Origin of the sequence: Arcicella sp. BE140 (genome assembly GCF_031456255.1) — a bacterium.
Lineage (GTDB): Bacteria > Bacteroidota > Bacteroidia > Cytophagales > Spirosomataceae > Arcicella > Arcicella aquatica.
Genome location: NZ_JAVDUE010000008.1, coordinates 1 through 24,292, shown reverse-complemented (window position 1 = coordinate 24,292; position 24,292 = coordinate 1). Strand labels below are relative to the sequence as shown.

Here is a 24,292-nt window from a genome sequence, read left to right as displayed (position 1 = left end):
ATTCAATGAAAAAACTATTTTCCCTCATTTTATTATTAATTTTCTTTCAAGGTTATGCGCAGAAATTGCCCACAATTGCTGAAAAAACTGCTTCCTTCAAAAAATATGAAGGCTTTATGAACTACTGGTGGGATGAAGACAATGGCAAAATCTGGCTAGAAGTCGCTAATCTCAATCAAGAATTTCTGTACATTACTTCACTTCCTGCGGGTTTGGGTTCAAATGACATTGGACTAGACCGTGGACTTCTAGGTGATGAAAAAGTGGTATTTTTCAATAAAGTAGGCAGAAAGATTTTATTAATTCAGCCCAATTTAAAGTATCGTGCTATCACAAACGATGCCAATGAGAAACGTGCAGTTATGCAATCTTTCGCACAGTCTACTATTGCAGGTTTTACCGTTGAAGCCGAAGAAAATGGCAAATATTTGGTAGACATCACCGACTTGCTAATGCAGGATGCCATGGGTGTAACCGACCGTATTAAAGGCATGGGCGAAGGTTCTTATTCATTAGATAAATCTCGTTCAGCCATGTATTTTGAACGTACTAAAAATTTCCCACAAAACTCTGAATTTGAAGTAAGCCTAACCTTTACTGGTGGAAGTGACGCAGGAAGATTTGTAAGATCGGTTACCCCTTCGTCGGATGCTATCACTTTAAGAATGCATCATGGGTTTGTGCAATTACCAGATAATCAATTTGAGAAAAGAGAATTCGACCCACGTTCAAGCTTTAATGCTATTTCGTATTTTGACTATTCGACTCCAGTAAGCGAACCTGTTGAGAAATACTATACCGTAAGACATCGTCTAAAGAAAAAAGACCCTAGTGCTAAGGTATCAGAGGCGGTAAAACCCATTATTTATTATTTAGACAATGGTACTCCTGAGCCAATACGTTCGGCTTTGTTGGAAGGTACGTCTTGGTGGAATCAGGCATTTGAAGCAGCTGGTTATAAAAATGCATTCCAAGTAAAACTATTACCAGATGATGCCGACCCAATGGATGTTCGTTACAATGTAATCAACTGGGTACATCGCTCAACGCGTGGTTGGTCGTATGGTGCTTCAGTGATTGACCCACGTACTGGCGAAATTCTGAAAGGGCATGTTACTTTAGGTTCTTTGCGTGTTCGTCAGGATTACCTCATTGCGCAAGGCTTACTTTCCCCTTTTGAAAATGGCAAAAAATTAGACCCTGAAAAAGACCCGATGTTGAAAATGGCTTTGGCTCGTCTTAGACAATTGGCTGCCCATGAAGTGGGTCATACGTTAGGTATTATGCACAACTATTCAGCAAGTACGAATGAACGTGCTTCGGTGATGGATTATCCGCATCCACGAGTAACCTTGAATGCTAAAGGTGAAGTTGATATGTCTGACGCTTACGCTGTGGGTATTGGTGCATGGGATAAAGCTTCTATTGCTTTTGGTTACCAAGATTTCCCTAAAGGAACAGATGAAAAAGCGGGGTTAAACAAGATTCTGCAAGAAGCTAGAAATAAAGGTTTATTGTTTTTAACCGACCAAGATGCACGTCCAGCAGGTGCAGTAAGTCCGAATGCTCATTTATGGGATGAAGGTAAAGACCCTATTGAAGGGTTGACAACACTATTGAAAGTAAGAGAAAAAGCGTTAAGTAATTTTGGCGAAAAGACCATTCGTGAAGGAGTACCTATGGCCTTTTTAGAAGATGCTTTGGTACCAGTTTACAACTTACATCGTTATCAAATAGAAGCTGTTGCTAAAATTGTAGGTGGGGTAGATTATCGTTATGCTTTACGTGGTGACGGACAAACTCCAACGATTTTGGTTTCAAAAGAAACACAGCAAAAAGCCTTGACAGCGGCCATTAAATGTTTAAGTCCCGAAGTATTGACACTTTCAGAAAACATTATCAAATTGATTCCTCCTCGTCCAGCGGGATATAATGCATCAAGAGAATTGTTCAAAAAGAGAACAGGTTTAGCATTTGACGCTTTAGCAGCAGCGGAATCTGCGGCAGATTTTCCTTTGCAGTTCTTATTACATCCAGAACGCGCTTCAAGAATGGTAGAATATGCATCTCGTGGTGAAGGCTTGACTTTGGATGATTTAACGAGTCAATTAATAGAAGCAACATTTAAAGCCCCACGTCAGAAAGGGTTAGCCCTTGAAGTACAGTATCAAACAGAGCAAATTTTGTTGACACACTTATTGGCTTTGAGCGTAAACGAAAAAGCTAACTATCAAGCCAAAGCCTTGGTTGCTAAAAGTTTAAAAGACTTAAAAGCATATATTGAAGAAAGCAAAAAAACAGTAAAAGACTCAGGATATTTAGCTCATTTAGATTATGCGTTAGAACGTATGAAAAGCCCATCGGCTGCCAAAATAGCTGTTCATAAAGAGTTACCTCCGGGTGCACCGATTGGTTGTGAAGATGAATTTTAAGAAGGCATATAGGTAGCTTAGTCAACTTTTAAAAAGTTGACTAAGCTATTGTCCGATTGATGTCAGTAGTAATACGAGTAATAATTTTCATTATATTTGATTAAAAATAAAGGTTATGGTAGTCGCTAAAAATATCAAAGAAACCATCTTGTCGGAGCTTAACACTCAGCAATTGGTTCGAATTCCAGCCTCAGAGGAAGAATATTTCTCTGTCGTAGCGGATTTGCCTTTTAAAATAGAATATCATGAAAATGAGATTATTACAATGGGATTAGCATCATACTGGCACGAAAAAATAACGGCTACTTTTATAGGGTTACTTTTTCAATTATTTAATCTTAAAAAAGATGATTATGATATTCTTGGAAGTAATTCCGGTGTACAAATTCCTAAATTTGAAGGTGGATATTATATGCCTGATGTGATGGTTGTAAAGGGAAGTCCTATTTTTAAAGCAAATTCTCGTACAATCATTACGAATCCTTATATTATTGTAGAAGTCCTTTCGCCAGCCACCAAAGCCTTTGATTTATCAGAAAAACTGTCTGAATATAAATTACTCAGTAGTCTTCAACAGGTGATTTACATTAATCCTGAGAAAGTAACTGTATCAACTTTTATTCGTTCTGACAATCCAAACACTTGGATAAATCAAGACTTTTATAGTCTAGAAGATTCAATAACTGTAGAAGGGAATAGTATTTTGGTATCAGATATTTATCATAAAATTAAGTTTGAGGAGTAATACCTTAGATTAGACAACTTTTAGAAAGTTGTCTAATCTGTGTAATTATCATAAAGTTTAAAGTGTAATACCCTTACTTAATATTTTCAAAGCCCAATTATTTTTGAATAATTGGGCTTTGTTATTTATCAGCTTTATTTAGCTTAGACAACTTTTAAAAAGTTGTCTAAGCTGTATGGTTTCTATCTAAAATATGCTTTTTAACTGATGGCATGACTTGAAGTCATGCCATCAGTATTGATTAATTTTGAAATCAGGCTTCATTTCGTTAAGTTTGTTTATCAACCAAACTAACCCAAAGTCCTTCAATGGAAAAAAACACTTCCCCTACTTCATCACAAGAACTTAAAAAAGAACTCAGCCTAATTGATGCCACCATGATTGTGATTGGCTCAATGATTGGTTCTGGTATTTTTATTGTTTCAGCAGACGTTACTCGTAACCTTGGCTCACCTGGTTATTTATTATTAGCTTGGATTATTACTGGTATCATTACCTTAATCTCAGCCCTCTCTTATGGCGAATTAGCAGGCATGATGCCTAACGCTGGCGGTCAATACGTTTATTTAAGAGAAGCCTATAATTCCTTAACGGGTTTCTTGTTTGGCTGGACAACCTTTTTAGTCATTGAAACAGGCACCATTGCAGCAGTAGCTGTGGCTTTTGCCAAATATACAGGCGTATTATTGCCACAATACATCGGTACAGAACACAAATTCTTATTCTTTGATACGCAACAACTCCTTGCTATTGCCCTAATTCTTTTGCTTACTTTCATTAATATTCAAGGTGTAAAAAATGCCAAATTGGTACAATTAATCTTTACTGTTACCAAAATTGGGGCATTGTTGGGTTTAGCAGTTGTAGGAATCATTGTAGGCTCCGACCCTAAAAAAGGAATGTGGGCAATCAATTCAATTGACTTCTGGAGTCCTGTGAAAATCATTTGGGAAAATGGAAAAATCATGGACTATGAATATTTGTCGGGTATAGGTTTATGGTCGGCAATGGGTTTAGCCTTGATTGGCCCTTTGTTTTCTTCATCAGCTTGGAACAATGTTACTTATACGGCGGGAGAAATGAAAAATCCTAAACGTGATATTCCACTAAGTTTATTGTACGGTACTTTAACAGTTAGTGCTTTATATATTTTAGCCAATGTTGCTTATTTGATGCTTTTGCCTGTACAAGGACATCCAAATGCGACAGATACGCTTTCAAGAGGAATTATGTTTGCGAGCAACGACCGCGTAGGAACGGCTGCTGCTGAAATGATTTTTGGCAATCCTGCGACTATCATTATGGCAGTTTTTATCATGATTTCTACTTTTGGTTGTAATAATGGCATCATTTTATCAGGTGCCAGAGTGTATTACGCCATGGCGAAAGATGGACTTTTCTTCAAAAAAGCAGGGGAATTAAATAGCAAAGGTGTACCTGCCTTTTCATTATTAATCCAATGCGGATGGGCTTGCTTGCTTTGTTTGACAGGAACTTATGGCGATTTATTAGATTATACCGTTTTTGCTATTCTAGTATTTTATATACTTACCATTGTAGGCGTATTTATCCTGCGTAAAAAACAACCAAATGCACCAAGACCTTATAAAGCTTTTGGTTATCCAGTAATTCCAGCAATTTATCTTTTATTTGCTACTGCACTTTGTGTTAATCTTCTGATTTACAAACCTGTGCCTTCTTGGGCAGGTGTTGGCATTGTGGCGCTGGGTATTCCAGTTTTTTATTTGTGGAAAAAGAAAAAAGTTTAGTAGAACTTCAAGTTATCTCTTAATGTTACTCTAATGCGAATTGCCTTGTTCGTTTCATGTCAGGATGAAGAACAAGGCAATTCTTTTTCATAATTACTGAAACAAACTTATTTTTTAAATCAATGACAAACATTATCAAAACAGCTCTTATCACAGGAGGCTCAAAAGGAATAGGCTACGGCGTTGCAGAAGCCCTTATCAAAGATGGCATTAAAGTAGCAATTACAAGTCGTACACAAAGCAGTGCCGACGAAGCAGCTACAGCATTAAATAAAATCAAAGAAGGCTTTGCCATTGGTATTGAATCGGATGTAAGAAATTTAGCTTCACAACAAAGTGCTGTTGATACCATTATTGCTACATGGGGTAGACTTGATTATGTTATTGCCAATGCAGGGGTGGGTCACTTCGCTCCTATCCAAGACCTTACGGCTGAACAATGGCAAGAAACCATTGACATCAATTTAACGGGAACTTTCAATAGTATTAAGGCTGCTTACACCGCATTGAAAGAAACTCAAGGATATTTTATTACAATTTCTAGTTTGGCAGGTACCAACTTTTTTGCAAATGGTGGCGCATACAATGCTAGTAAATTTGGCGTAGTAGGTTTTTCTCAAGCCATTATGATGGATTTAAGAAAAGATGGCATTAAGGTTACAACCGTCATGCCAGGGTCAGTAGCTACCCATTTTAACGGACATGCTCCTTCAGAAAAAGATGCGTGGAAGATTCAACCAGAAGATATTGGACAGATTGTGGCAGATTTAATCAAAATGCCTGCAAGAACGTTACCTAGTAAAATAGAGGTTCGTCCTACGATGCCAGCTTAATTTAATGGTGAGTTAGTGAATTGTGAATGAGTGATTATTTTTTTAGAACAAGCATCCTCTCAATTACAATTCACTAACACCAAATTAAATAAACGCCTTTGTTGCTTCTAAGCTTTTTTCCCAACACCATTCAACACTTTCTGGAGTGATACCACTATTGAACGTCGAAGCTGGTTTTGATTTTGTAAAATAATACCCATTTCTGAATCTTAAATCCTGAATATCTGTAGTAGCTAAATAGATAGAAGTAGCCGCACCTTTTTCGACAGAAATCATGAATGGACGAGCTAGCGCAAAACCTATTTTTAGTAAGCCATTCATATCGCTTCCAAAATTTGACTTCACTACTCCCGGATGCACACTATAAGCAGTAATTGAAGAATCTTTATAATACTTAGCTAGACCTTTGGTAAACAAAATATTGGCTAGTTTACCATCACCATAAGCACCCATATCCGATAATTTTGTATTATTTTTCTCGAAAAGACGCGTTACTTTTCCCAAAGCATGCGCTGCAGAGGAAAGATTAATCACCCTACTTTCTTTTGATTTCTTTAATAAATCAATCAAATTCATCGTCAATACAAAATGGCCTAAATGATTTGCCACAAAAGATTTTTCATAGCCATCTTTTGTAAAAGAAATTCCCACGGGTGAATATCCAGCATTATTAATCAAACGGTCGATTGTAGTATATTTTGTTTTAATCTCATCCGTAGCTTTTTTAACAGAAGGCAAATCCATTAAATCAGCAATAATGAAATTCATTTTAGTAGTAGGCGCAACTTTTAAAATCTCAGATTCAGTAGCCATTGCTTTCTCATGACTTCTAACTAGCAAAATCAATTCAAATTTTTCAATAGCCAAAGCCTTTGCTGTAGCCAATCCAATACCAGAATTTGCACCTGTAATCAAAGCTATTTGCATAATCTTTTTTGTTATAAAGGTTATAAATTAAACGAGCAATCATTTTTAAAACAGATGGCATGACTTAGTGAGCCATGCCATCTGTTTTAATTTCTTTGAAGATAATATTACTCCTATTTAATTATAAACGAACTCTACTTGATAAAGTTGTTTTTGTTTTTTCTTTAGAGGAGGAATCGTATTAATTTTTAAGGTAATAAAATCAGCATCCGTCGAAGAGCTATAGTTAGCATCGGTATTAGCTTGTTCTGTCCAATTTCTAGTAAGCACTTGCAATTGCTTTTTTAATGTTTCAAAATAAGCCTTTGCATCAGCTTCATTCTCGCTTTCTAGCAAGATACTTTTATAATTAGCCGTTTGTCCCCCATTATCTTGAAAAATAAAAGCAGACTTCCCAGCTACCAATTCAAAAGATGTTTTAAAGCTTTCTAGTCCAGCACTTTTATCTTTCTTCTCCTCCTTTTTATCCTTTTTAATTTTTTCGCCAGTAATATTTTTAAAGTTCACCTTCTTTGATTTCTCAAGAGCTTTAAATTGATTAGCAAAATTTTGGTCTAGTCCAGCTTCTATGACCGAAGGCGTTGTTATCGTTTTGGTAATTTTATACTTTCCTGTTTGTCCAGCATCCATTGACGTAGCCAATAAAGTATAAGTACCCGTAACTGGCACAACATAATGAAACTTATTAATACTATTTCCTTTAAAAGGTTGAGAGTCATAGCTAAGCTCCTGTTTATCCTTGGCAGGTGTTTTCAAGCTAAGCATTACTCTAAAATTGGAAGAAGAATGTTCTAAAAAAAGCTCTTCACCAGCATGAAGCAATAATTTATAAGAATCATAAAAACGTTTTTCACCATTTTGATTAGCAGTTAAATCCTTACCAGTGAGGCTAGCTTCGACAACATCATTTGCTTGTTGAGCACCCACCTTTAGAGGATTTTTATTAAGTAGCTCAGTAGAATCAATTTTTGAAACTTTAACAGGAGGAGCCTTCTTAGCAGGTTTTTTCTTTTGGGCTAAAGTAGTAAAACAAAAAGTTAGAGAGATAAAAAAAAATAACAACTTAGTTTTCATTTTATGGGAATTTTGTGATTTCACGCAAGAAGGCACAGAAAAGTAAAACATGCAAATTTTGGAGAGATTTTGAGTAAAATTATATCGTATAAAAGGCTTTTGTTATATCCTTAATACAATCAGAATTAAATCTCAGCCATAAAATAACGATTAAGTTTAATTACTTATTTTAATTCCACTTGGTACGATTAAAAGAGTACTGGATTGACGAGCTAGCGTACAGCCCGCACAATTTCAATTCCACTTGGTACGATTAAAAGGTTGATACTGTAAAGAAGGCAGTACTCACTAATAGATTTCAATTCCACTTGGTACGATTAAAAGTGATTTAACATTGCTGGAGGATTATAATTAATTGAATTTCAATTCCACTTGGTACGATTAAAAGTTCACAATCTCCCTTTTTATCTGCCCACAATTTATATTTCAATTCCACTTGGTACGATTAAAAGACAAAATGCGTAAAGGATTAATCACATGGTTCATATTATTTCAATTCCACTTGGTACGATTAAAAGAGCATTTTTTAGACGATAGTTTTTGCGTGTCTCGTATTTCAATTCCACTTGGTACGATTAAAAGGAATTTTACGCAAGATGCCTTATATGACCATTATGATATTTCAATTCCACTTGGTACGATTAAAAGGTTACTAGAAAAAGACCGGGATAATTGGAAGTCCAATTTCAATTCCACTTGGTACGATTAAAAGAAAATACTCATCATGATTGCAATACTCACCACAATCGTATTTCAATTCCACTTGGTACGATTAAAAGTTATCTCTCACAAACAACAAATAATCACGAAAGGCATATTTCAATTCCACTTGGTACGATTAAAAGACTCATTCACTCAATAAAATCATGGCAAACACAGTAGAATTTCAATTCCACTTGGTACGATTAAAAGAGCATCAAATAAGGTGCTTCAGCTGATTGATCTATTATTTCAATTCCACTTGGTACGATTAAAAGGAAGGGTTACTAATGCAAAACGATTTATACAACTATATTTCAATTCCACTTGGTACGATTAAAAGCTAACGATTTCAAACAGCTTGACCCTGCCTTACAAAAATTTCAATTCCACTTGGTACGATTAAAAGAATCTGTAATGTTCTTGGGTGTACGCAAAGACCCAACTAATTTCAATTCCACTTGGTACGATTAAAAGTTGAAGTCTAAACGTGATTCAATCGCCAAGGAACATTTCAATTCCACTTGGTACGATTAAAAGATGAATAGTGGCTTGAATGTATTGTCTTTATTCGAATTTCAATTCCACTTGGTACGATTAAAAGTGCACGATTGAACGAAGCATAAGAAACATTAGGAACATTTCAATTCCACTTGGTACGATTAAAAGTTGGTTTATCCTTTCGGCAAAAAGTTCGTAATCATATTTCAATTCCACTTGGTACGATTAAAAGTCTGAAGAATAAAATCCTTCCAGAAATTCAAACGGCTATTTCAATTCCACTTGGTACGATTAAAAGACTTTCAAGATGGCTATCGTGAAGGCATCATTACAAATTTCAATTCCACTTGGTACGATTAAAAGTACATCCAGCGGGAATAGCATAAGCATTTCCTAAAATATTTCAATTCCACTTGGTACGATTAAAAGAGCCCAATCGGTACTTGAGATATTGGAGGGTCAAAAACATTTCAATTCCACTTGGTACGATTAAAAGTCACGGGAAAATAGTCGTATAACCAAGTTTCCCTCTATTTCAATTCCACTTGGTACGATTAAAAGAATTAGATTGTCCAGTTTGTTTTCTAAATGCAGGCTTATTTCAATTCCACTTGGTACGATTAAAAGTACAAAGCTACTAACCGATTAGCAAGGTCGGTATCATTTCAATTCCACTTGGTACGATTAAAAGCTTTAATACCAATGCTTTAACTGGTATTACTTACGAAATTTCAATTCCACTTGGTACGATTAAAAGGTTGTAAATCTGTTTGAGTATAAGCAGGATTAAACACATTTCAATTCCACTTGGTACGATTAAAAGGGTAATCGAGGGAAAGGAACTTTCTGTTTCAATAAATTTCAATTCCACTTGGTACGATTAAAAGCTCATGTCTTCGTCTTGAGCAAAATGTACTTTCTTATTTCAATTCCACTTGGTACGATTAAAAGAAAAGCATGAGTTTGAAGTTAATAGTTCCGATTACATTTCAATTCCACTTGGTACGATTAAAAGCCCACACTTGATAAAAGCTGAAGGAGTACTATTTAATTTCAATTCCACTTGGTACGATTAAAAGGTCATGTCACTCTAAGAAGACGGCGAGCGAAAATAATTTCAATTCCACTTGGTACGATTAAAAGTAAGTGGGAAATAGGGGGCGTGAAAGTGGTTGTGATATTTCAATTCCACTTGGTACGATTAAAAGTAGGAAGAAAGCCGTATTTGTTAGTTATGCTTCAACATATTTCAATTCCACTTGGTACGATTAAAAGAAGGGAAAATAGCTACTAATCCAGACACTGACCCTTAATTTCAATTCCACTTGGTACGATTAAAAGCGTCTGCTTTTTCGTCGGGATCACCATCGTTTGTCTATTTCAATTCCACTTGGTACGATTAAAAGTAAGGTCGTTTGGTGTCGCTGAGTAAGTTGTATAACTAATTTCAATTCCACTTGGTACGATTAAAAGCTCTGCTATTAAGACCGGTGGTGTTGATGTAGTATGATTTCAATTCCACTTGGTACGATTAAAAGCATAATGATTGTTTTTGATACCTAACTTGTTAACTGTATTTCAATTCCACTTGGTACGATTAAAAGACAGACGTTACAATTATGTAAGGCTTTTTAGCATCATTTCAATTCCACTTGGTACGATTAAAAGTCAAAGTTACCGCTCTGCTTTACTGAACCTAAATCAATATTTCAATTCCACTTGGTACGATTAAAAGTGAAATGTTAAGCGATTGAGAAATTGAGATAGGAGATTTCAATTCCACTTGGTACGATTAAAAGTTTGCCATCTGGAACCCAAGTAAGGTTTGTAATCTCATTTCAATTCCACTTGGTACGATTAAAAGTAATCAAAAAGGATAAATCGTCGGAAAGAAACCCAAATTTCAATTCCACTTGGTACGATTAAAAGATTCAACTTGATTGAAAGATGTAACAACATTTCCTCTATTTCAATTCCACTTGGTACGATTAAAAGAGAATACACTCGAAATGATATTTTTTTGCATCCTGTATTTCAATTCCACTTGGTACGATTAAAAGACTGTGGCGTACATTGGTAGGTTCATATTCAAAAACTAATTTCAATTCCACTTGGTACGATTAAAAGGGACAAAGATTACAGGTTGAAATATTACCGACTGTTTCATTTCAATTCCACTTGGTACGATTAAAACTCTTATCTACTTATGCAACTATTGTAGATAATATTTATTTCAATTCCACTTGGTACGATTAAAACCTCAGAGGTTCACCAAGTACCAAGAATTGTGATATTATTTCAATTCCACTTGGTACGATTAAAACTTTAAAACTTAAACAAACTCCACCATGAGCATAAACATTTCAATTCCACTTGGTACGATTAAAACCTCAGAAAGCTGATATCGTCAAGTTGATTAATGAATTTCAATTCCACTTGGTACGATTAAAACAGCGTCGAAAAAAAAGTAACTGTCATTGAGAAAGAATTTCAATTCCACTTGGTACGATTAAAACCTTCAATGCCCCACATCGCATCACAGTGCGGACATATTTCAATTCCACTTGGTACGATTAAAACTAACAATAATACGACATCTAATTTACTCCTAAAAACATTTCAATTCCACTTGGTACGATTAAAACTGGAGACATTTTGAAAAGGGGGAGTATCCAGAAGTATTTCAATTCCACTTGGTACGATTAAAACTTTATTTCTGATATTTGCCAAGCGTAACTTTCATATTTCAATTCCACTTGGTACGATTAAAACGCAAAAGGCATTTTAACACTTAGCTGGTCTGATATTATTTCAATTCCACTTGGTACGATTAAAACCCATCGTAGTTGATTGTCTTACCTGTAGTGGTGCTAAATTTCAATTCCACTTGGTACGATTAAAACTCCCTTGATATATGAGCCATATTCAAGCGTATAGATATTTCAATTCCACTTGGTACGATTAAAACTATCAATTGTCACATCGGTAGGTGTAAACGGTTCAATATTTCAATTCCACTTGGTACGATTAAAACTGTAAATACTGTTTCTGTTGTTTGATAAACAATATAATTTCAATTCCACTTGGTACGATTAAAACGATTAGTATGTTTTACATTCCGAATCCCTTTCCTAAATTTCAATTCCACTTGGTACGATTAAAACAATCCAGGTGTAGGTTATTACCCAAGCCCAAGTAACATTTCAATTCCACTTGGTACGATTAAAACCATTTTTATCTATTTTATTTCAGTAAATGCTTCAATATTTCAATTCCACTTGGTACGATTAAAACTCATACTTCAACCCACCAAAAGCTATTGGCGTAATAATTTCAATTCCACTTGGTACGATTAAAACTTCGTTAGGTTCACAGAAAGAAGCTAGTGAAGCCCTATTTCAATTCCACTTGGTACGATTAAAACTAAAAGTCATGTTAGCAATCCAATTTATTAAGGCATATTTCAATTCCACTTGGTACGATTAAAACGTCTAAGTTAGTCTTGTAAGTTGGATAGACTCCTATATTTCAATTCCACTTGGTACGATTAAAACCTATCGAAATGGACTCGTTTTTCATGTCAGTCACAAATTTCAATTCCACTTGGTACGATTAAAACCATATCTAATTTCATATCCCTCCCTTCGTTTTTTGTATTTCAATTCCACTTGGTACGATTAAAACAACAAACAAAACGAGGCTATTAAATACGGGAATGATTATTTCAATTCCACTTGGTACGATTAAAACCCAAACATGGATTCAGTTTATGGAGTCGCTAATGATATTTCAATTCCACTTGGTACGATTAAAACCAATAAATAGGAGTAACATTTTCAAACTCTTCTTTATTTCAATTCCACTTGGTACGATTAAAACGGGGCATGAGTCCTAAAGGTGGTTTGTTTATGTTGTCATTTCAATTCCACTTGGTACGATTAAAACGACAAAACGAATAATACCATTCTTCAAAATCTTTATATTTCAATTCCACTTGGTACGATTAAAACTTAGTGATTTTTTTTTAGGCTCTTATGATAACTATAATTTCAATTCCACTTGGTACGATTAAAACTATATCTGCATTATATTCATTTTCATATATACTATCATTTCAATTCCACTTGGTACGATTAAAACTTACCAGACTGGCTTTTATTGTATTCCAGTTATCAAATTTCAATTCCACTTGGTACGATTAAAACCGTTGCAAAAACTGCTTATTGGGCTCAATTTAACACTTTTTTTATTCTAAAAAACACTTAAAAATCGTCAACCTAGAATGATATGATTTTAATGGGCTATCGACGACAATTGATAATCAACAACTTAGCTTATTTTTAGATATTTTTTCGAGTAGAATATGCTTGAAAATATCAGAGTTTTTCTTCTTCGACGACTACGTTATTTACAAAAAGTTGTCAATTTTGCTTAATTCCTTCCCTACTATCTGTTTATCTAGCCACTTTTGATCTCTACTTTTAAACAGAATTAAACTATCAAATTCTTCATTCATTATTTTTTTTGCTCCAATCACTAGCTCTTTTAGCTTTACTTCGGTAATCTCTCCTTCAAAAACAGAATTTTGAATCCAATTTAAATATTTTCGGCAATGTTTCAACATCTTGCCTACTCGTCTTTCACCAATATCATATACTAATATTACATACATAATTCGATAATTTATCTGTTAATTAAAAATGTTGGTGATATGTTAAAAGATTAGTATCTAGTAGTTTGTATGTACAAATATTACATAAAACTATTAGACTCTTTACTGCTCTACCAATTCATCTTAAAAGGTTTATATTCTTCCATTCCTAAAATGTGTTTACTCAATTTATAACATTCTAGTTTTACAAGGTGTTTATAACTTACTGACCGCCCAAGGTTTCTATGTTTAAAAGTCTCTTTTAATTTTTCGTCAAAGGCTGCCATAAATGTCTTTCTGGCAGATTCTTTCATCACACAACGGTTCAATTCCTGTCTGAAATCGCTTGATTGAATTTGTTTTTTATTGAGCAAGCTAAAAATAGTTCTATCCACTAATATGGGTTTGAATATTTCTGCTAAATCTAATGCTAATGAATACCTCCTGTAGCCAGGTTCATGTAAAAAACTTATCGTCGGGTTTAACTGAGTATGATAAATCTGTCCTAAACAAAGGGTATAACACATCATATTTCCAAAAGAAATTAAAGTGTTTATTTCATTATTGGGTGGTTGTTTGGTACGATTCCCCATCTGAAAATCATTGATTATTACATCAAATGCTTCATAATAGGTTTGTCGTACATTTCCTTCTAATCCCATTAATTCATCTATCTGTGTAGTCTGAGGAATCTTTTCAATATATCCTTCTATTGCTTTTACCTGTCTTGCTACGTCCTTTTGTCGATTGTTATAATAGTTTAGATTTTTCAACATATTCATAGCTCCACCTAACACAAACTTTTGGGCAAGTATAATTCGCTTTTTATTGGCTAGGTAATATTTTGTTTGTTCTACCTGCATTTTACCAGCCAGTAAATACTCTTTGGGCATAAATGAACCTGTGTAATGTTCATAATAATCAAAGAAATGAACAGCTACTTGATTCTTTCCCAGAAAATTATACATGGCTGAATTGGCATCTAAAGAGCCAAAACAATAAAGATTATCTACTGTTTCGATAGGGATAAATCGGGGCTGACCCTCATTACCGTGTTCGTCTACAGGTTGAAATTTTAACGTATTGTCTTGTCTAGACAACCGTCCAGGGTTAAATAAATAATAGGGCTTTTTCATGATTGTAGATTTACTAACGGTAAGCTATATATTTTAATAGTACATCTTTATTCTTCTCCACTCCAACAAAATTCAAAATAAGAGCAATTTTTACATTTACTTTTTGGCAACGCAGGCGGACACATTTCTTGGTTAATAATCTCATCTACCTTTTTCACCCAACGTTCTACATTTCGCATATCATCTTCCAACAATTCAACTTTTTCAGTTTGCCTTAACTTGGGGTATTCAATCAATCCATAATTAGCAGTTATTCCATTCTTTCGCAATAGATATAAATAAAACTGTACCTGTGCAACATGAGCCATCTCTTTGGCACTAGATTTCTTTATTTCATGAACCACGCTAGTTTTGGCATCATAAAAATCTATCTTAGCATTACAGGTTATGCCATTAATCTCTGTAGAAATAGCTACTTCTTGATTTCGTTCAGCTCTTTGCGGGTAACTCTCCTCCCCGATTTGCTTTCCCTCTGTTACTAAATCGGAGGTGTGTTCCATTGTAATATTGTTGGAAAACAGCCATACCTTTCGATGACATACGTGTAAGTAGTTTAAATGTGTAGCGGTGATATTCATAGTGTGTAAAAATTTATGTTTTGCTTATTTATTGATTATTAATGAAATATCATAAAGGTTCGATTTAGAAGAGTGTATTGAAACGCCTTTACGCCCACATTAATGTATTTTGCCTTTAATCGTTTCATACCATTTGTTTTCAGTTTTAAAGGGTTTTATCTACCACAAATTGTCATCAACCCAAGCCTCCTCATTATTACTAAAAAGCCCTAATTCTGAGTTATAAATTTTATTTGTTAAAAAATAATCTATCTTCATTAAATCACCTTTCTTATTTTTTTCAAATGCAAATGATTCTTTTCTAATAGTACCTTTATTAATCCAACTTGCAAAACGTCTCTTACTTACTGAAACTTTAAGGTTCTCTGCACTAATAAAATCAAATGCAAGCAAATAATTTTCAAATTGTTTTTTATATATCTGTGGTAAAATTTTTGCTCCGTCAAATTTAGAATAAAAATCATCTTCTGTATTTTTGGAATGAACTAAAGGAATTAATAAATCAATAGTAGCTTTCATTGTTTCATAAGTCATTTGAAAATCATTTAACTGCTCATTAGTCCATTCAGGGTAAACAAAATCTATATACTCCTGTAAAATTGCTTCATCTATTACACCTTCATTCTCATCTTTAGAAAAAATTTGAATAGTTCTTTCTATCACTGTTTTATCATAAATATGAAAATCTGATTTATTATTTTCACGAAACACGACACATGGCGAAACTCCTTTCTCTCTTTTTCTATTAACCCTTCCAAATCGTTGAAGCAAGGCATCAATTGGTGCAGGTTCCGTATAAATTATATCAAAATCAATATCTAGACTAACTTCAATAGCTTGAGTACCTACTAGCAACATTACATCGTCAATATCTTTGTTTAATTCTGACTGTAAAAGTGTTTGTTCATGGCTGTTTCTATCCACTCCATTAAAACCCCCATGCAGCAGTACTGACTTAACTTTTTCATTCTTTAATATATTGTATATTTCCTGTGATTTTGCCACAGTATTACAAACGACTAAAACTTTTCTACCTTTCCTTAAATCTTGTTGTATAATAGATAGGTTTTCCTCTAATAAACCATTCTCTAAGATAATTTTATGTCTTTTAAAAGCATCAAAAAGAGCATTATCAGCAAAAACAGGCTTATATTTATCAATTGCGATTACAAGCTCATTTCTTAAAAATTTAGGTAGTGTTGCTGTCATAATCATAACTTTAACATTAAGATGTTGTGTAGCAAACTCCAATAATACTTTTATTTGAGCAAATGTTTTAGGGTCATACGCATGAATTTCATCAAAAATAAAATATCCATTAACCCATTCAAATAAACCTTGCTCGAATCCTTTTAAACCGAAAAGATGTTTTAGTAATTGAAAGGGGGTACATACTTTTATTGGAGTAGTTACATATTTAAACTTCTGCTTTAATTCTTTAATTGCTTCTACTTTATTACTTTGGCTATATTGATGTTCTTCAAAATAATTATTTAGATAAGCGCTAAGTTTTCCATGTAGCATTCCTACTTTTTCATTATCAATAACCTTTCTAAGTCTTTCAAACATAGCATTAATAGATGCAGTGAATGGAAGAATATAAAAAATTCTACCAGTTTGGCTTTCTTCAAAATGTCTTCTTAACCATAGAAAAGCACTTTCTGTTTTGCCTGAGCCAGTTGGAGCTGTAAGTATTACATTTCCTAATGTTTCAGCACAATCCTTTTGATGCTGATAAAAATCATGCCCTTTTGTCTTTAAATCAAGTTCGTACTTGTTTAAAAATCCAAAATCCTTCAAAGTTGTCTCTGGAATGTGCTTTACCCCTGCTGAACCTAAATGGTCGCAATTTTTAATAGCACCAAATAACAATACTAAAAACCAATAATCTTTATTCTTAATATTTATTCCATTCTTTAGGTATTTAGGAATTTCATTTTGAATCGCATTTAAATATTTTTGTGGGTCATCCTTTAACTCAATTCTAAACGCCTCCTTAAGAAGTTGTCTAATCTCTTTTGCTTTGACTTTATTAAATTCTACTTCAAATGTAATTTTATCTGTTGAGCCTAAATCAATATTATAAGGGTCATTTTTATCTGATTCATAGAAATTAGAAATATACTTTGAAAAGAGTTGACCAAAATCCTTATGATGACCAGCTATAGCTAAAAACATTAGATGATTAATTTTACTATCTTGAATTTGGTCATAAGCTAAATAAAAAGGTAATGAAAAAAGTTCATGTCTTTGCCTTTTCCAATTATCTTTTTCTTTTCTCAACATTTTCTGAAACTCAATATGACCTTTCCCTAAATCATGAAAAATCATTGCTATTTTTACCAAATACCAAAAATCTTTTGGGATGTTTGGCATTTGGATAATATTAGCAAATTGGTGTTCTAAAAGGGCATGGATAGATAAACAATCATTTATATGACCTAATAAAGTTATCTGAGGCTCAGATTTAGCTAATAAGTTGTTCATAACTATAATTTAGTTGATGTAAAAATACATTCAAGCCAATAGTTTCGTCTCTGAAGGTTTCAATATTAGATGTACCCACAGCACTCTTACATGAAACAATAGAATAGGGTTTTGTTCCTAAATTCTTCCTAGGAAAAGTATTCGTAAAGTATTGTGGCAGAGCTTGTATCATCCCTGATAATTTATAAGGGAATACGGGAACAATTTGTCCTTTTAGTTCGCTAACATCATCGTTTATAGATAAATCAACTTCTACAATACTATCAACACTAGCTAAATCATTCATTCTACCAAGTAGCAAAGGATATACAGGCTCTTTGAAATACTGAGCAATTTCATCATTACTAGTGTAAATTATAAGGTGTGGGTTAAATAAAAATTCTCTTCGAATAACATTTGATTTTGCATTATTATTAGAAGTGCTTTTACCGTTCCCATCCATTTGATAAATAGTTTCTAAATCAACAGCTTTTGAATCATATTCAAAATAATACCCTATTTTTTCATTTTCATAAGTAATAAATTTTCCTGCAGCTGCATTAATTAGTCCTAAAACTGTACTCAGTGGAGGTACTTCCAATGTGGGCTGAAAACCACTTAATAGATTAGGGTATCTAAAACTGGCTGTCCAACCTGAAATATTAATTTTATGGAATTTCATAATTAATTCAATTGTTTTTTTAGCTGTTCACAATAGCCATCAATTGCTTGATTGATAGTAGTTACTTGAACAATCTCTGAGTTAAGCTTTGCTAAATCGTCATTGCATTCATCCATAAATCCAGACCTTTTGCCAATAAATACTGTACCGATTATTTGTTCTTTATAATCTTCTAATACTTCTTTTAGAGCTGAGATATTTAAAACAGCAATATTGTTGTATAGCCCTTCTCCTGAAGCAATATGTGAAAAGGGATGATTTCCACTTTTAGTTGTAGCTAAGACAATGAATTTGGGAGTAACATCAGCTAAATTATTAGTTTGCATAGCTCCACCTGAAATAGTTTTTAACGCTTTCAATGTATCGACTACTCTTTTTAATCTTGTTGATAATGGTAGTTGGACTAATTGTTTTGGATTACCTTTCGCATCTTTAACAAATGAATCACTTACTAAAGTACAGCCATTGGTTAAACCCTCCTCTTGTAGCTTGGAAGTAAGGTTTTTGAACCCCGTTTTATTATAAGTTGCGAAAGTCCCCACTTGAGCTAAATCTAAAGAAAACATTCCTTTCATAATAGCACTATATTCTTCTTTGCTATACGGAACAGAATCTCCTTCATGACGTGCCATACTAGACCAATGTTCCTCTGACTTTATACTTGCGACTGATACAAGTACAGAATTTTTTAAAGGTGAAACACGAGTTACCGTAACATCTTCTTTTTTTTCTTTACCTTTTGAATCTAATTCTGGAGAACCATCTTCTTTAAGAATTACATCCTTAGCTGCCTTCATATAACCAAATACATCATCGTCTGAATATTTTAAAGGATTGGCATCTGTAAAAGCTATCTTACTTTCTCTTGTTATAGGTGACAAATCCCAGCCAAAATCCTTCTTTAAAGTATCTCTCCACCAATAACGCCATGCTTGTCCAGATACATAAGCATATTTTTTTCCATTCTTTGTAATTGTCTTAGTGGCTACACCATTGTCAAAATTTGTGGTAGTACTTGCACCTGCATTGTTCAATGCAACAACATCTACGTCAATAAGTACAAACCCTTGTGTTTTTAATATTTCCATTTTCTTAGTTTATTTAATTGGCTTAAATTTTAAATTATTCTTCGTTTTCTTCAATATCTTCTATATCAGGCAAGTCATTTAATCTTAAGTTTAACTCATGCAATTTTTGATAAATCGAAATGAGCAATAAATCTCTTGTGTTTTTCCAAAATGAACCATCTGGGAAAAGATATAAAACATAGTCCTCTAAAGTAATTAGTGGCTCAGGATTTTTAGTTTCATAGTTTTCCTTAATAAGCTTTATTAGAAAAAGCCTAAAGTCTGCACTACTTTTCAAACCATTAAGTTTTACTATCGCTTTTGTAATTTGATCATCAGACCTATTAATTAAAATAAAATCCGATAACTCCTTGATTTTCTGAATTGTATATTTGTCCATTTTTAATAAATTAATACAATAAATTTCTACAATGTTAAAACTAAACTGATTTTTACGACTCCATTTACATAAATGCCCAATAATAGATTCATTTTTCAGTAGCTTATTGAGAATAGGATTATTCCAAATTTTATAACTATCAAAACCTAAGCGTTCCTTGGCATTATACCATTCTTGTTTTGATACATCAAAATGAGCATCTTTGAATTTCGAATATTTAAAATGTTGATTTATAAAACCATTCCATTCCGTTGAATAGTTTTTTTTACAGTAAGCATAAAATGCAAATAGTATATTAGAAAATGTGTACAATACGATGTCTGGGCTTGCTCCAAAATTGGTAAAATGATACATATTCAATTGAACATCTTTTAAAGCAAGAGGGTCTTCTTCGTCTATAATAGCAATTCTTAGATTACCAATACAGAAATCAGCATAACTAAATAAGGCATTAGTTACAATACCGTATTCAGATTTCAATGTTCCTTCTGATAAACCTGATGCAACATTTTTTAGGTTTTCTTCAACGTTCTTTTGTATTAGAAAGCTTGATACTTGAGCATGATTACTTTGCAACAAAGCAACTTTATCTCCCACAAAACAAACACCTAGAGGAACAAAGAATATACGTATCAAAGCTTCCTTAGATAAATATAATCCACTTTCGTAAGCACTATGAAAGTTTATAAAAGCGCCCGATGCAGACATCATGTGGTTACTTCTCCCAGCTACATACAATTTTGTTTCTTCTCCTAAAATTCTACAAAAACCATATTTAACATCTGGATTAGTTTCTTCAAGAAGTCCTTTATAATATTTCAGTGTTTCAGAGACTTTTTTCTCTGCATTAAATGCAGGTTGAGTAATAGATGAATTTAAAAAATAGGTATGTAACTTACTGTTCCATTGTTTTATATAAATGGTTGTCGCATACTCTACTAACTCAAAAATAGTTTTTTGAGGAAACCTATCACCTAAGCACTGTATAACGTACCCACCAACATCTATAAAAGGGTCTCCAGTAGGTTTTGTAAAACTATCGTGTGTTTCTTTCATTATTACATAATTTGTTATTGGTTTATAATCTGTTTTAGGCAAGATTTTTCTACGATCAGTAATTAATAATTCTTTAAATTTCAATAAGCTTTTAAAGCCAATACAATTTGAGTTTCTTTTTCTGTTGACATAAACCCATTATTGATTACTCCACCTCACAAAACCCAAACCCAGTAGCTCCATACTTCCCCAGCCCGCCATAAAGACCTACTTTTATAATCTCTGGCGGAGCGGTTAGTTCAAAAGAAAAATTACGATAACCCTTTATTTCTGTAGCGGCTCCTCCTCTTTCTTTGATGGTTACTTTTCTGGATTTCATTTTTGATGTATCCAACAATCTGAATACAATGTTATGATTATTCAAGGTTGGGTCTATTGCTTCTCCTCTTTCTAGCTTCATACTGATGTATTTATCAATTAATCCATCAATCAAATATTTTCCAAATAGCTCATCTGTTGGTTCTAAGTATTGGTCTTTACCATTTATTTTATCGGCAACTACCATTGCAGACGATGCCCAAAGTTGGGTGGTACTGTTAATTGTTGGTTCAGGGAAGGTCTCTACACGTTCTACCATAAACGTTGTGTCAAATTCTCGGTTAAAAAGATGAATTTCTTGGTTTTGGAAAAGTCCTATAATAAAATGTTCTGCTGTTTTGTCTATTAAGAACGACACCGTCCATTGTACTTGGGGTGAAGCAATTTCAAAACCATTAGGTAACATCTTTCCCATTTTGAAGCGAAAGTCGGAGAAAGTAAAATGCTTAAAACATTTTCCGTTAGGAGCTACATAACCTTCTTGATGCAGAAAAGTTGCATACTCGGCATCGGCCTTGGCAATAACACCATAAAGCCACGATGCTAAAGCATAGTGATAATTCCACATCAACTTGGGATACTTCGTTTGGGGAGTAAGATGTAGTGTAAAACGCATGAATATATGTTAATTTTAAAACGATGATTAAACTTACATATTTTCTCAATATTGTTTCAAAAAATAATTCTATTTTTATTATACGGTAAGTAAGGACTTAAGGATTACGCGACTTGAAGACTAAAGGATTTTAAAATTGTAGTTTTTTTAAATAGAAGCATCCCTAAAGTCATTTAGTCTTAAAGTCCTACAGTCCTAAAAAAAATCCTCAGAGTGTGTAAAACGCTCTGAGGATTTTTTTTAGATAACATTCTATAAGCCGGATTCTGTCGATTGAATTTTTCTTTGCAGAAATATCCAAAAGTCTTATCATTTATCTCGAATAGTAGTCGCCTACTACCTCTATCAACCTACCCACTGACACGAACGAGCCGTCCTTTACTTTGTTGTTACCAACGCCGCTTGCCAGCCTATTTGGTCTTTCAACTCATGAGGTTTACCGATGCCTCGTTTGTCACCAACCGAGCGGTAGTCTCTTACACTACCTTTTCACCCTTACCCTTACGGGCGGTTATTTTCTGTGGCACTTGCTGTTACGGTTTCGTCTCCAAAAACGTACCTTCCCGTTAGGAAGCATGATGCTCTGTGTTGTCCAGACTTTCCTCCCCTGCTTTCACAAAGGCGATAAGACGAATGCTTTCTGCTACAAAGTTAGCTGTTAGTTTTTACAAACCATCTACTTTTATATCTAACTTTCCACTGGCGTTTATTACAGCGATAATTGAATTAGGCGTTAGATATACTTTATCAGGCGTTAGTTCGCTAATGCTTCCATTCAAAGTAACTCCTTTTGCGACTTTATTATTGGTTAAGTTAGCTTGCATTTGCTTTTTCATTTCATCAATTTGCCCACCAATTTTAAAAGTTAAAGCATCTTTCATGTTTTTAGCAAACTTCCCTTGAAAAAACCAGTTTGCAGTACTAATCAACAAATTTTTGGTTTTTAAGTCGTAATCAAAGTTTTCTAAATAAACAGACTTGGTAGCTGGATTATACGCTGGCACACCTTTGTAATAAATGTTACCATTGATACTCCCTTTTAAGCCCGCTTTGATCACCATTTTTTCTTGGTCACCATAAATATCAACTTCAGTTACCCCTACATTATACTTTCCGTCTTTAAATGAAAAATTTTGCCCAATCAAAGTATCAGCTGTCAATTTAGCGGCTTCGCTCAATGGTATTTCAGCAATGATACCTACTTTAAAATTATCAGCAATATCATTAACCAGTTTCAAGTCAGGTACAGTATTGACAGGTTGAAAACTTGGTTTTGCCCCTGTAATAGTTTCTGTATAAGCCTGAATACCAATCATCGCTTTTACCTTGTTATTAACTGTCGTAAGCGGACTCATCTGTAACGCTATCGGCGTTACTTTTAACCATGTACGATATTTTTCAGAAAGCAAATATGGTTGCATAGCTGTATTCCAAGCCTGAACGATATATTTTTTAATATCCACATTTTTCTTTACAGCATCATCAACCGATTTCAACAAAGTAGCTTGTTGTGAATTCAACGCTCTTTCTACTAGCGATGTCACAGGGATTTCGTAGCCCCCTAAACGTAAAGTGGGTTTTTTAATCCATTCATAACCCAATGGGAAACTCTGTACAGATGCCGTCCAGTTGGGTGCAATTGAAAACTTCGTGCCAAATTTTAGGTTAAAATCAAAGGATAATTCCTGTGGAGGAATCGAAATACCCATTACTTTATAACCAGCTTTTACCCAAACTTTCAGAGGAACACTAAACAAAAAGGCTTCGTCTTTGGTCGTTACGGTAATGTTGTCTCTTTTGTTAACTTTACACATGAAGTTATCAAAATTGTTGTCCTCCATGCTAGCATCTTCATAAATCAAGTCTTTGATATTAGCATTTATTTGTCTTTCAACATCCCCCATGGTAATTTCAAAAGGAATGCCAATCGTGGAAAGACTTTTCTCTACTTGTTTTCCATTATACATGTACGATTCTTTTGGAGCTTCTGGATTAGCAGTAGTATTAGTATTCTTTGAACTTGAACAGCCTTGAAATAAGCTAGCAGCTATTAAGGCAATAAGTATTTTTTTCATTTTTGGTTAAAACAATTGTTTAAATGATGACTTTTATAAGCGGTTTTTTATTAAAAAATAATTAGGTTAAACACTAAGAATATAATTCCCTCAATCTTTATCCCTAGCGAGGAACATATTCCCTACTGATTACCCACAAGCAAGTATTTGAAATTCTTACAACATCCCTAGCGAGGGACTTATTAAGATTCATGAAATAATCGTTCTTTGCAATTTGGGTAAAACTCATTAAATTTTCGTCAAAATTCATATTTATGCGACTTATTG

15 protein-coding genes, 1 other RNA gene and 1 CRISPR repeat array are annotated in these 24,292 nt (G+C 33.8%); of the genes, 4 read left to right on the top strand and 12 right to left on the bottom strand.

Going from position 1 to position 24,292, the window contains the following annotated elements:
- Positions 1-5 precede the first annotated feature (5 nt).
- From J2Y60_RS12525 to J2Y60_RS12510, 4 genes are all read left to right on the top strand, one after another.
- Entirely contained in the window at positions 6-2,432 is a 2,427-nt protein-coding gene (locus J2Y60_RS12525) for a zinc-dependent metalloprotease (RefSeq protein WP_309916008.1), read from the top strand.
- A gap of 115 nt (positions 2,433-2,547) precedes the next feature.
- Positions 2,548-3,177: a Uma2 family endonuclease gene (locus J2Y60_RS12520; RefSeq protein ID WP_309916005.1), complete on the top strand. Its 630-nt coding sequence runs from the start codon at positions 2,548-2,550 to the stop codon at positions 3,175-3,177.
- Between the two features lie 308 nt (positions 3,178-3,485).
- The gene (locus J2Y60_RS12515) at positions 3,486-4,946 is read left to right on the top strand and encodes an amino acid permease (protein ID WP_309916003.1); all 1,461 of its coding nucleotides are present in this window, start codon (positions 3,486-3,488) and stop codon (positions 4,944-4,946) included.
- Between the two features lie 122 nt (positions 4,947-5,068).
- Positions 5,069-5,779, top strand: a complete 711-nt coding sequence (locus tag J2Y60_RS12510; protein WP_309916000.1) for an SDR family oxidoreductase — start codon at positions 5,069-5,071, stop codon at positions 5,777-5,779.
- Positions 5,780-5,863: 84 nt separating this feature from the next.
- Here the strand turns inward: J2Y60_RS12510 and J2Y60_RS12505 are convergent, their stop codons facing one another.
- The 12 genes from J2Y60_RS12505 to J2Y60_RS12450 form a co-directional block, all read right to left on the bottom strand.
- On the bottom strand, positions 5,864-6,706 hold the full coding sequence (locus J2Y60_RS12505) for an SDR family NAD(P)-dependent oxidoreductase (protein WP_309915997.1): 843 nt from the start codon (positions 6,704-6,706) through the stop codon (positions 5,864-5,866).
- A 117-nt stretch (positions 6,707-6,823) separates the two neighbouring features.
- Positions 6,824-7,780: a hypothetical protein gene (locus tag J2Y60_RS12500; RefSeq protein WP_309915994.1), complete on the bottom strand. Its 957-nt coding sequence runs from the start codon at positions 7,778-7,780 to the stop codon at positions 6,824-6,826.
- Between the two features lie 166 nt (positions 7,781-7,946).
- A CRISPR array of direct repeats spans positions 7,947-13,185; the repeat unit is 29 nt; unit sequence ATTTCAATTCCACTTGGTACGATTAAAAG.
- A gap of 203 nt (positions 13,186-13,388) precedes the next feature.
- Positions 13,389-13,652, bottom strand: coding sequence for a CRISPR-associated endonuclease Cas2 (cas2, locus tag J2Y60_RS12495; protein ID WP_309915991.1), 264 nt, complete (start codon positions 13,650-13,652; stop codon positions 13,389-13,391).
- A gap of 110 nt (positions 13,653-13,762) precedes the next feature.
- Positions 13,763-14,767: a type I-B CRISPR-associated endonuclease Cas1b gene (gene cas1b / locus J2Y60_RS12490; protein WP_309915987.1), complete on the bottom strand. Its 1,005-nt coding sequence runs from the start codon at positions 14,765-14,767 to the stop codon at positions 13,763-13,765.
- Between the two features lie 47 nt (positions 14,768-14,814).
- On the bottom strand, positions 14,815-15,345 hold the full coding sequence (gene cas4 / locus J2Y60_RS12485) for a CRISPR-associated protein Cas4 (RefSeq protein WP_309915984.1): 531 nt from the start codon (positions 15,343-15,345) through the stop codon (positions 14,815-14,817).
- A 159-nt stretch (positions 15,346-15,504) separates the two neighbouring features.
- Complete coding sequence (gene cas3 / locus J2Y60_RS12480; protein ID WP_309915979.1) at positions 15,505-17,832, bottom strand: CRISPR-associated helicase Cas3'; 2,328 nt, start codon at positions 17,830-17,832, stop codon at positions 15,505-15,507.
- The gene (gene cas5b / locus J2Y60_RS12475; protein WP_309915976.1) at positions 17,813-18,493 is read right to left on the bottom strand and encodes a type I-B CRISPR-associated protein Cas5b; all 681 of its coding nucleotides are present in this window, start codon (positions 18,491-18,493) and stop codon (positions 17,813-17,815) included. The genes cas3 and cas5b overlap by 20 nt, the downstream gene beginning before the upstream one ends.
- Before the next feature lie 2 nt (positions 18,494-18,495).
- Positions 18,496-19,581 (bottom strand): type I-B CRISPR-associated protein Cas7/Cst2/DevR, encoded by a 1,086-nt coding sequence (cas7i, locus tag J2Y60_RS12470; protein ID WP_309915974.1) that lies wholly within the window; start codon positions 19,579-19,581, stop codon positions 18,496-18,498.
- A gap of 34 nt (positions 19,582-19,615) precedes the next feature.
- The gene (gene cas8a1 / locus J2Y60_RS12465; RefSeq protein WP_309915970.1) at positions 19,616-21,016 is read right to left on the bottom strand and encodes a type I-B CRISPR-associated protein Cas8b1/Cst1; all 1,401 of its coding nucleotides are present in this window, start codon (positions 21,014-21,016) and stop codon (positions 19,616-19,618) included.
- Positions 21,017-21,161: 145 nt separating this feature from the next.
- Complete coding sequence (cas6, locus tag J2Y60_RS12460; protein ID WP_309915967.1) at positions 21,162-21,950, bottom strand: CRISPR-associated endoribonuclease Cas6; 789 nt, start codon at positions 21,948-21,950, stop codon at positions 21,162-21,164.
- A 239-nt stretch (positions 21,951-22,189) separates the two neighbouring features.
- An RNA gene (gene rnpB / locus J2Y60_RS12455) (RNase P RNA component class A) lies at positions 22,190-22,591 on the bottom strand.
- A 24-nt stretch (positions 22,592-22,615) separates the two neighbouring features.
- Positions 22,616-24,025 (bottom strand): DUF4403 family protein, encoded by a 1,410-nt coding sequence (locus J2Y60_RS12450; protein WP_309915964.1) that lies wholly within the window; start codon positions 24,023-24,025, stop codon positions 22,616-22,618.
- Positions 24,026-24,292: the final 267 nt, after the last annotated feature.

Excerpts from the sequence above, each read along its gene's own strand:
- J2Y60_RS12505 (WP_309915997.1), bottom strand. The coding sequence starts at position 6,706 with ATGCAAATAGCTTTGATTACAGGTGCAAATTCTGGTATTGGATTGGCT.
- J2Y60_RS12500 (WP_309915994.1), bottom strand. The coding sequence starts at position 7,780 with ATGAAAACTAAGTTGTTATTTTTTTTTATCTCTCTAACTTTTTGTTTT.
- cas5b (WP_309915976.1), bottom strand. The coding sequence starts at position 18,493 with ATGAAATTCCATAAAATTAATATTTCAGGTTGGACAGCCAGTTTTAGA.
- J2Y60_RS12520 (WP_309916005.1), top strand. The coding sequence starts at position 2,548 with ATGGTAGTCGCTAAAAATATCAAAGAAACCATCTTGTCGGAGCTTAAC.
- J2Y60_RS12450 (WP_309915964.1), bottom strand. The coding sequence starts at position 24,025 with ATGAAAAAAATACTTATTGCCTTAATAGCTGCTAGCTTATTTCAAGGC.
- cas4 (WP_309915984.1), bottom strand. The coding sequence starts at position 15,345 with ATGAATATCACCGCTACACATTTAAACTACTTACACGTATGTCATCGA.
- cas8a1 (WP_309915970.1), bottom strand. The coding sequence starts at position 21,016 with ATGAAAGAAACACACGATAGTTTTACAAAACCTACTGGAGACCCTTTT.
- cas7i (WP_309915974.1), bottom strand. The coding sequence starts at position 19,581 with ATGGAAATATTAAAAACACAAGGGTTTGTACTTATTGACGTAGATGTT.
- J2Y60_RS12525 (WP_309916008.1), top strand. The coding sequence starts at position 6 with ATGAAAAAACTATTTTCCCTCATTTTATTATTAATTTTCTTTCAAGGT.
- J2Y60_RS12510 (WP_309916000.1), top strand. The coding sequence starts at position 5,069 with ATGACAAACATTATCAAAACAGCTCTTATCACAGGAGGCTCAAAAGGA.
- J2Y60_RS12515 (WP_309916003.1), top strand. The coding sequence starts at position 3,486 with ATGGAAAAAAACACTTCCCCTACTTCATCACAAGAACTTAAAAAAGAA.
- cas6 (WP_309915967.1), bottom strand. The coding sequence starts at position 21,950 with ATGCGTTTTACACTACATCTTACTCCCCAAACGAAGTATCCCAAGTTG.
- cas2 (WP_309915991.1), bottom strand. The coding sequence starts at position 13,652 with ATGTATGTAATATTAGTATATGATATTGGTGAAAGACGAGTAGGCAAG.
- cas3 (WP_309915979.1), bottom strand. The coding sequence starts at position 17,832 with ATGAACAACTTATTAGCTAAATCTGAGCCTCAGATAACTTTATTAGGT.
- cas1b (WP_309915987.1), bottom strand. The coding sequence starts at position 14,767 with ATGAAAAAGCCCTATTATTTATTTAACCCTGGACGGTTGTCTAGACAA.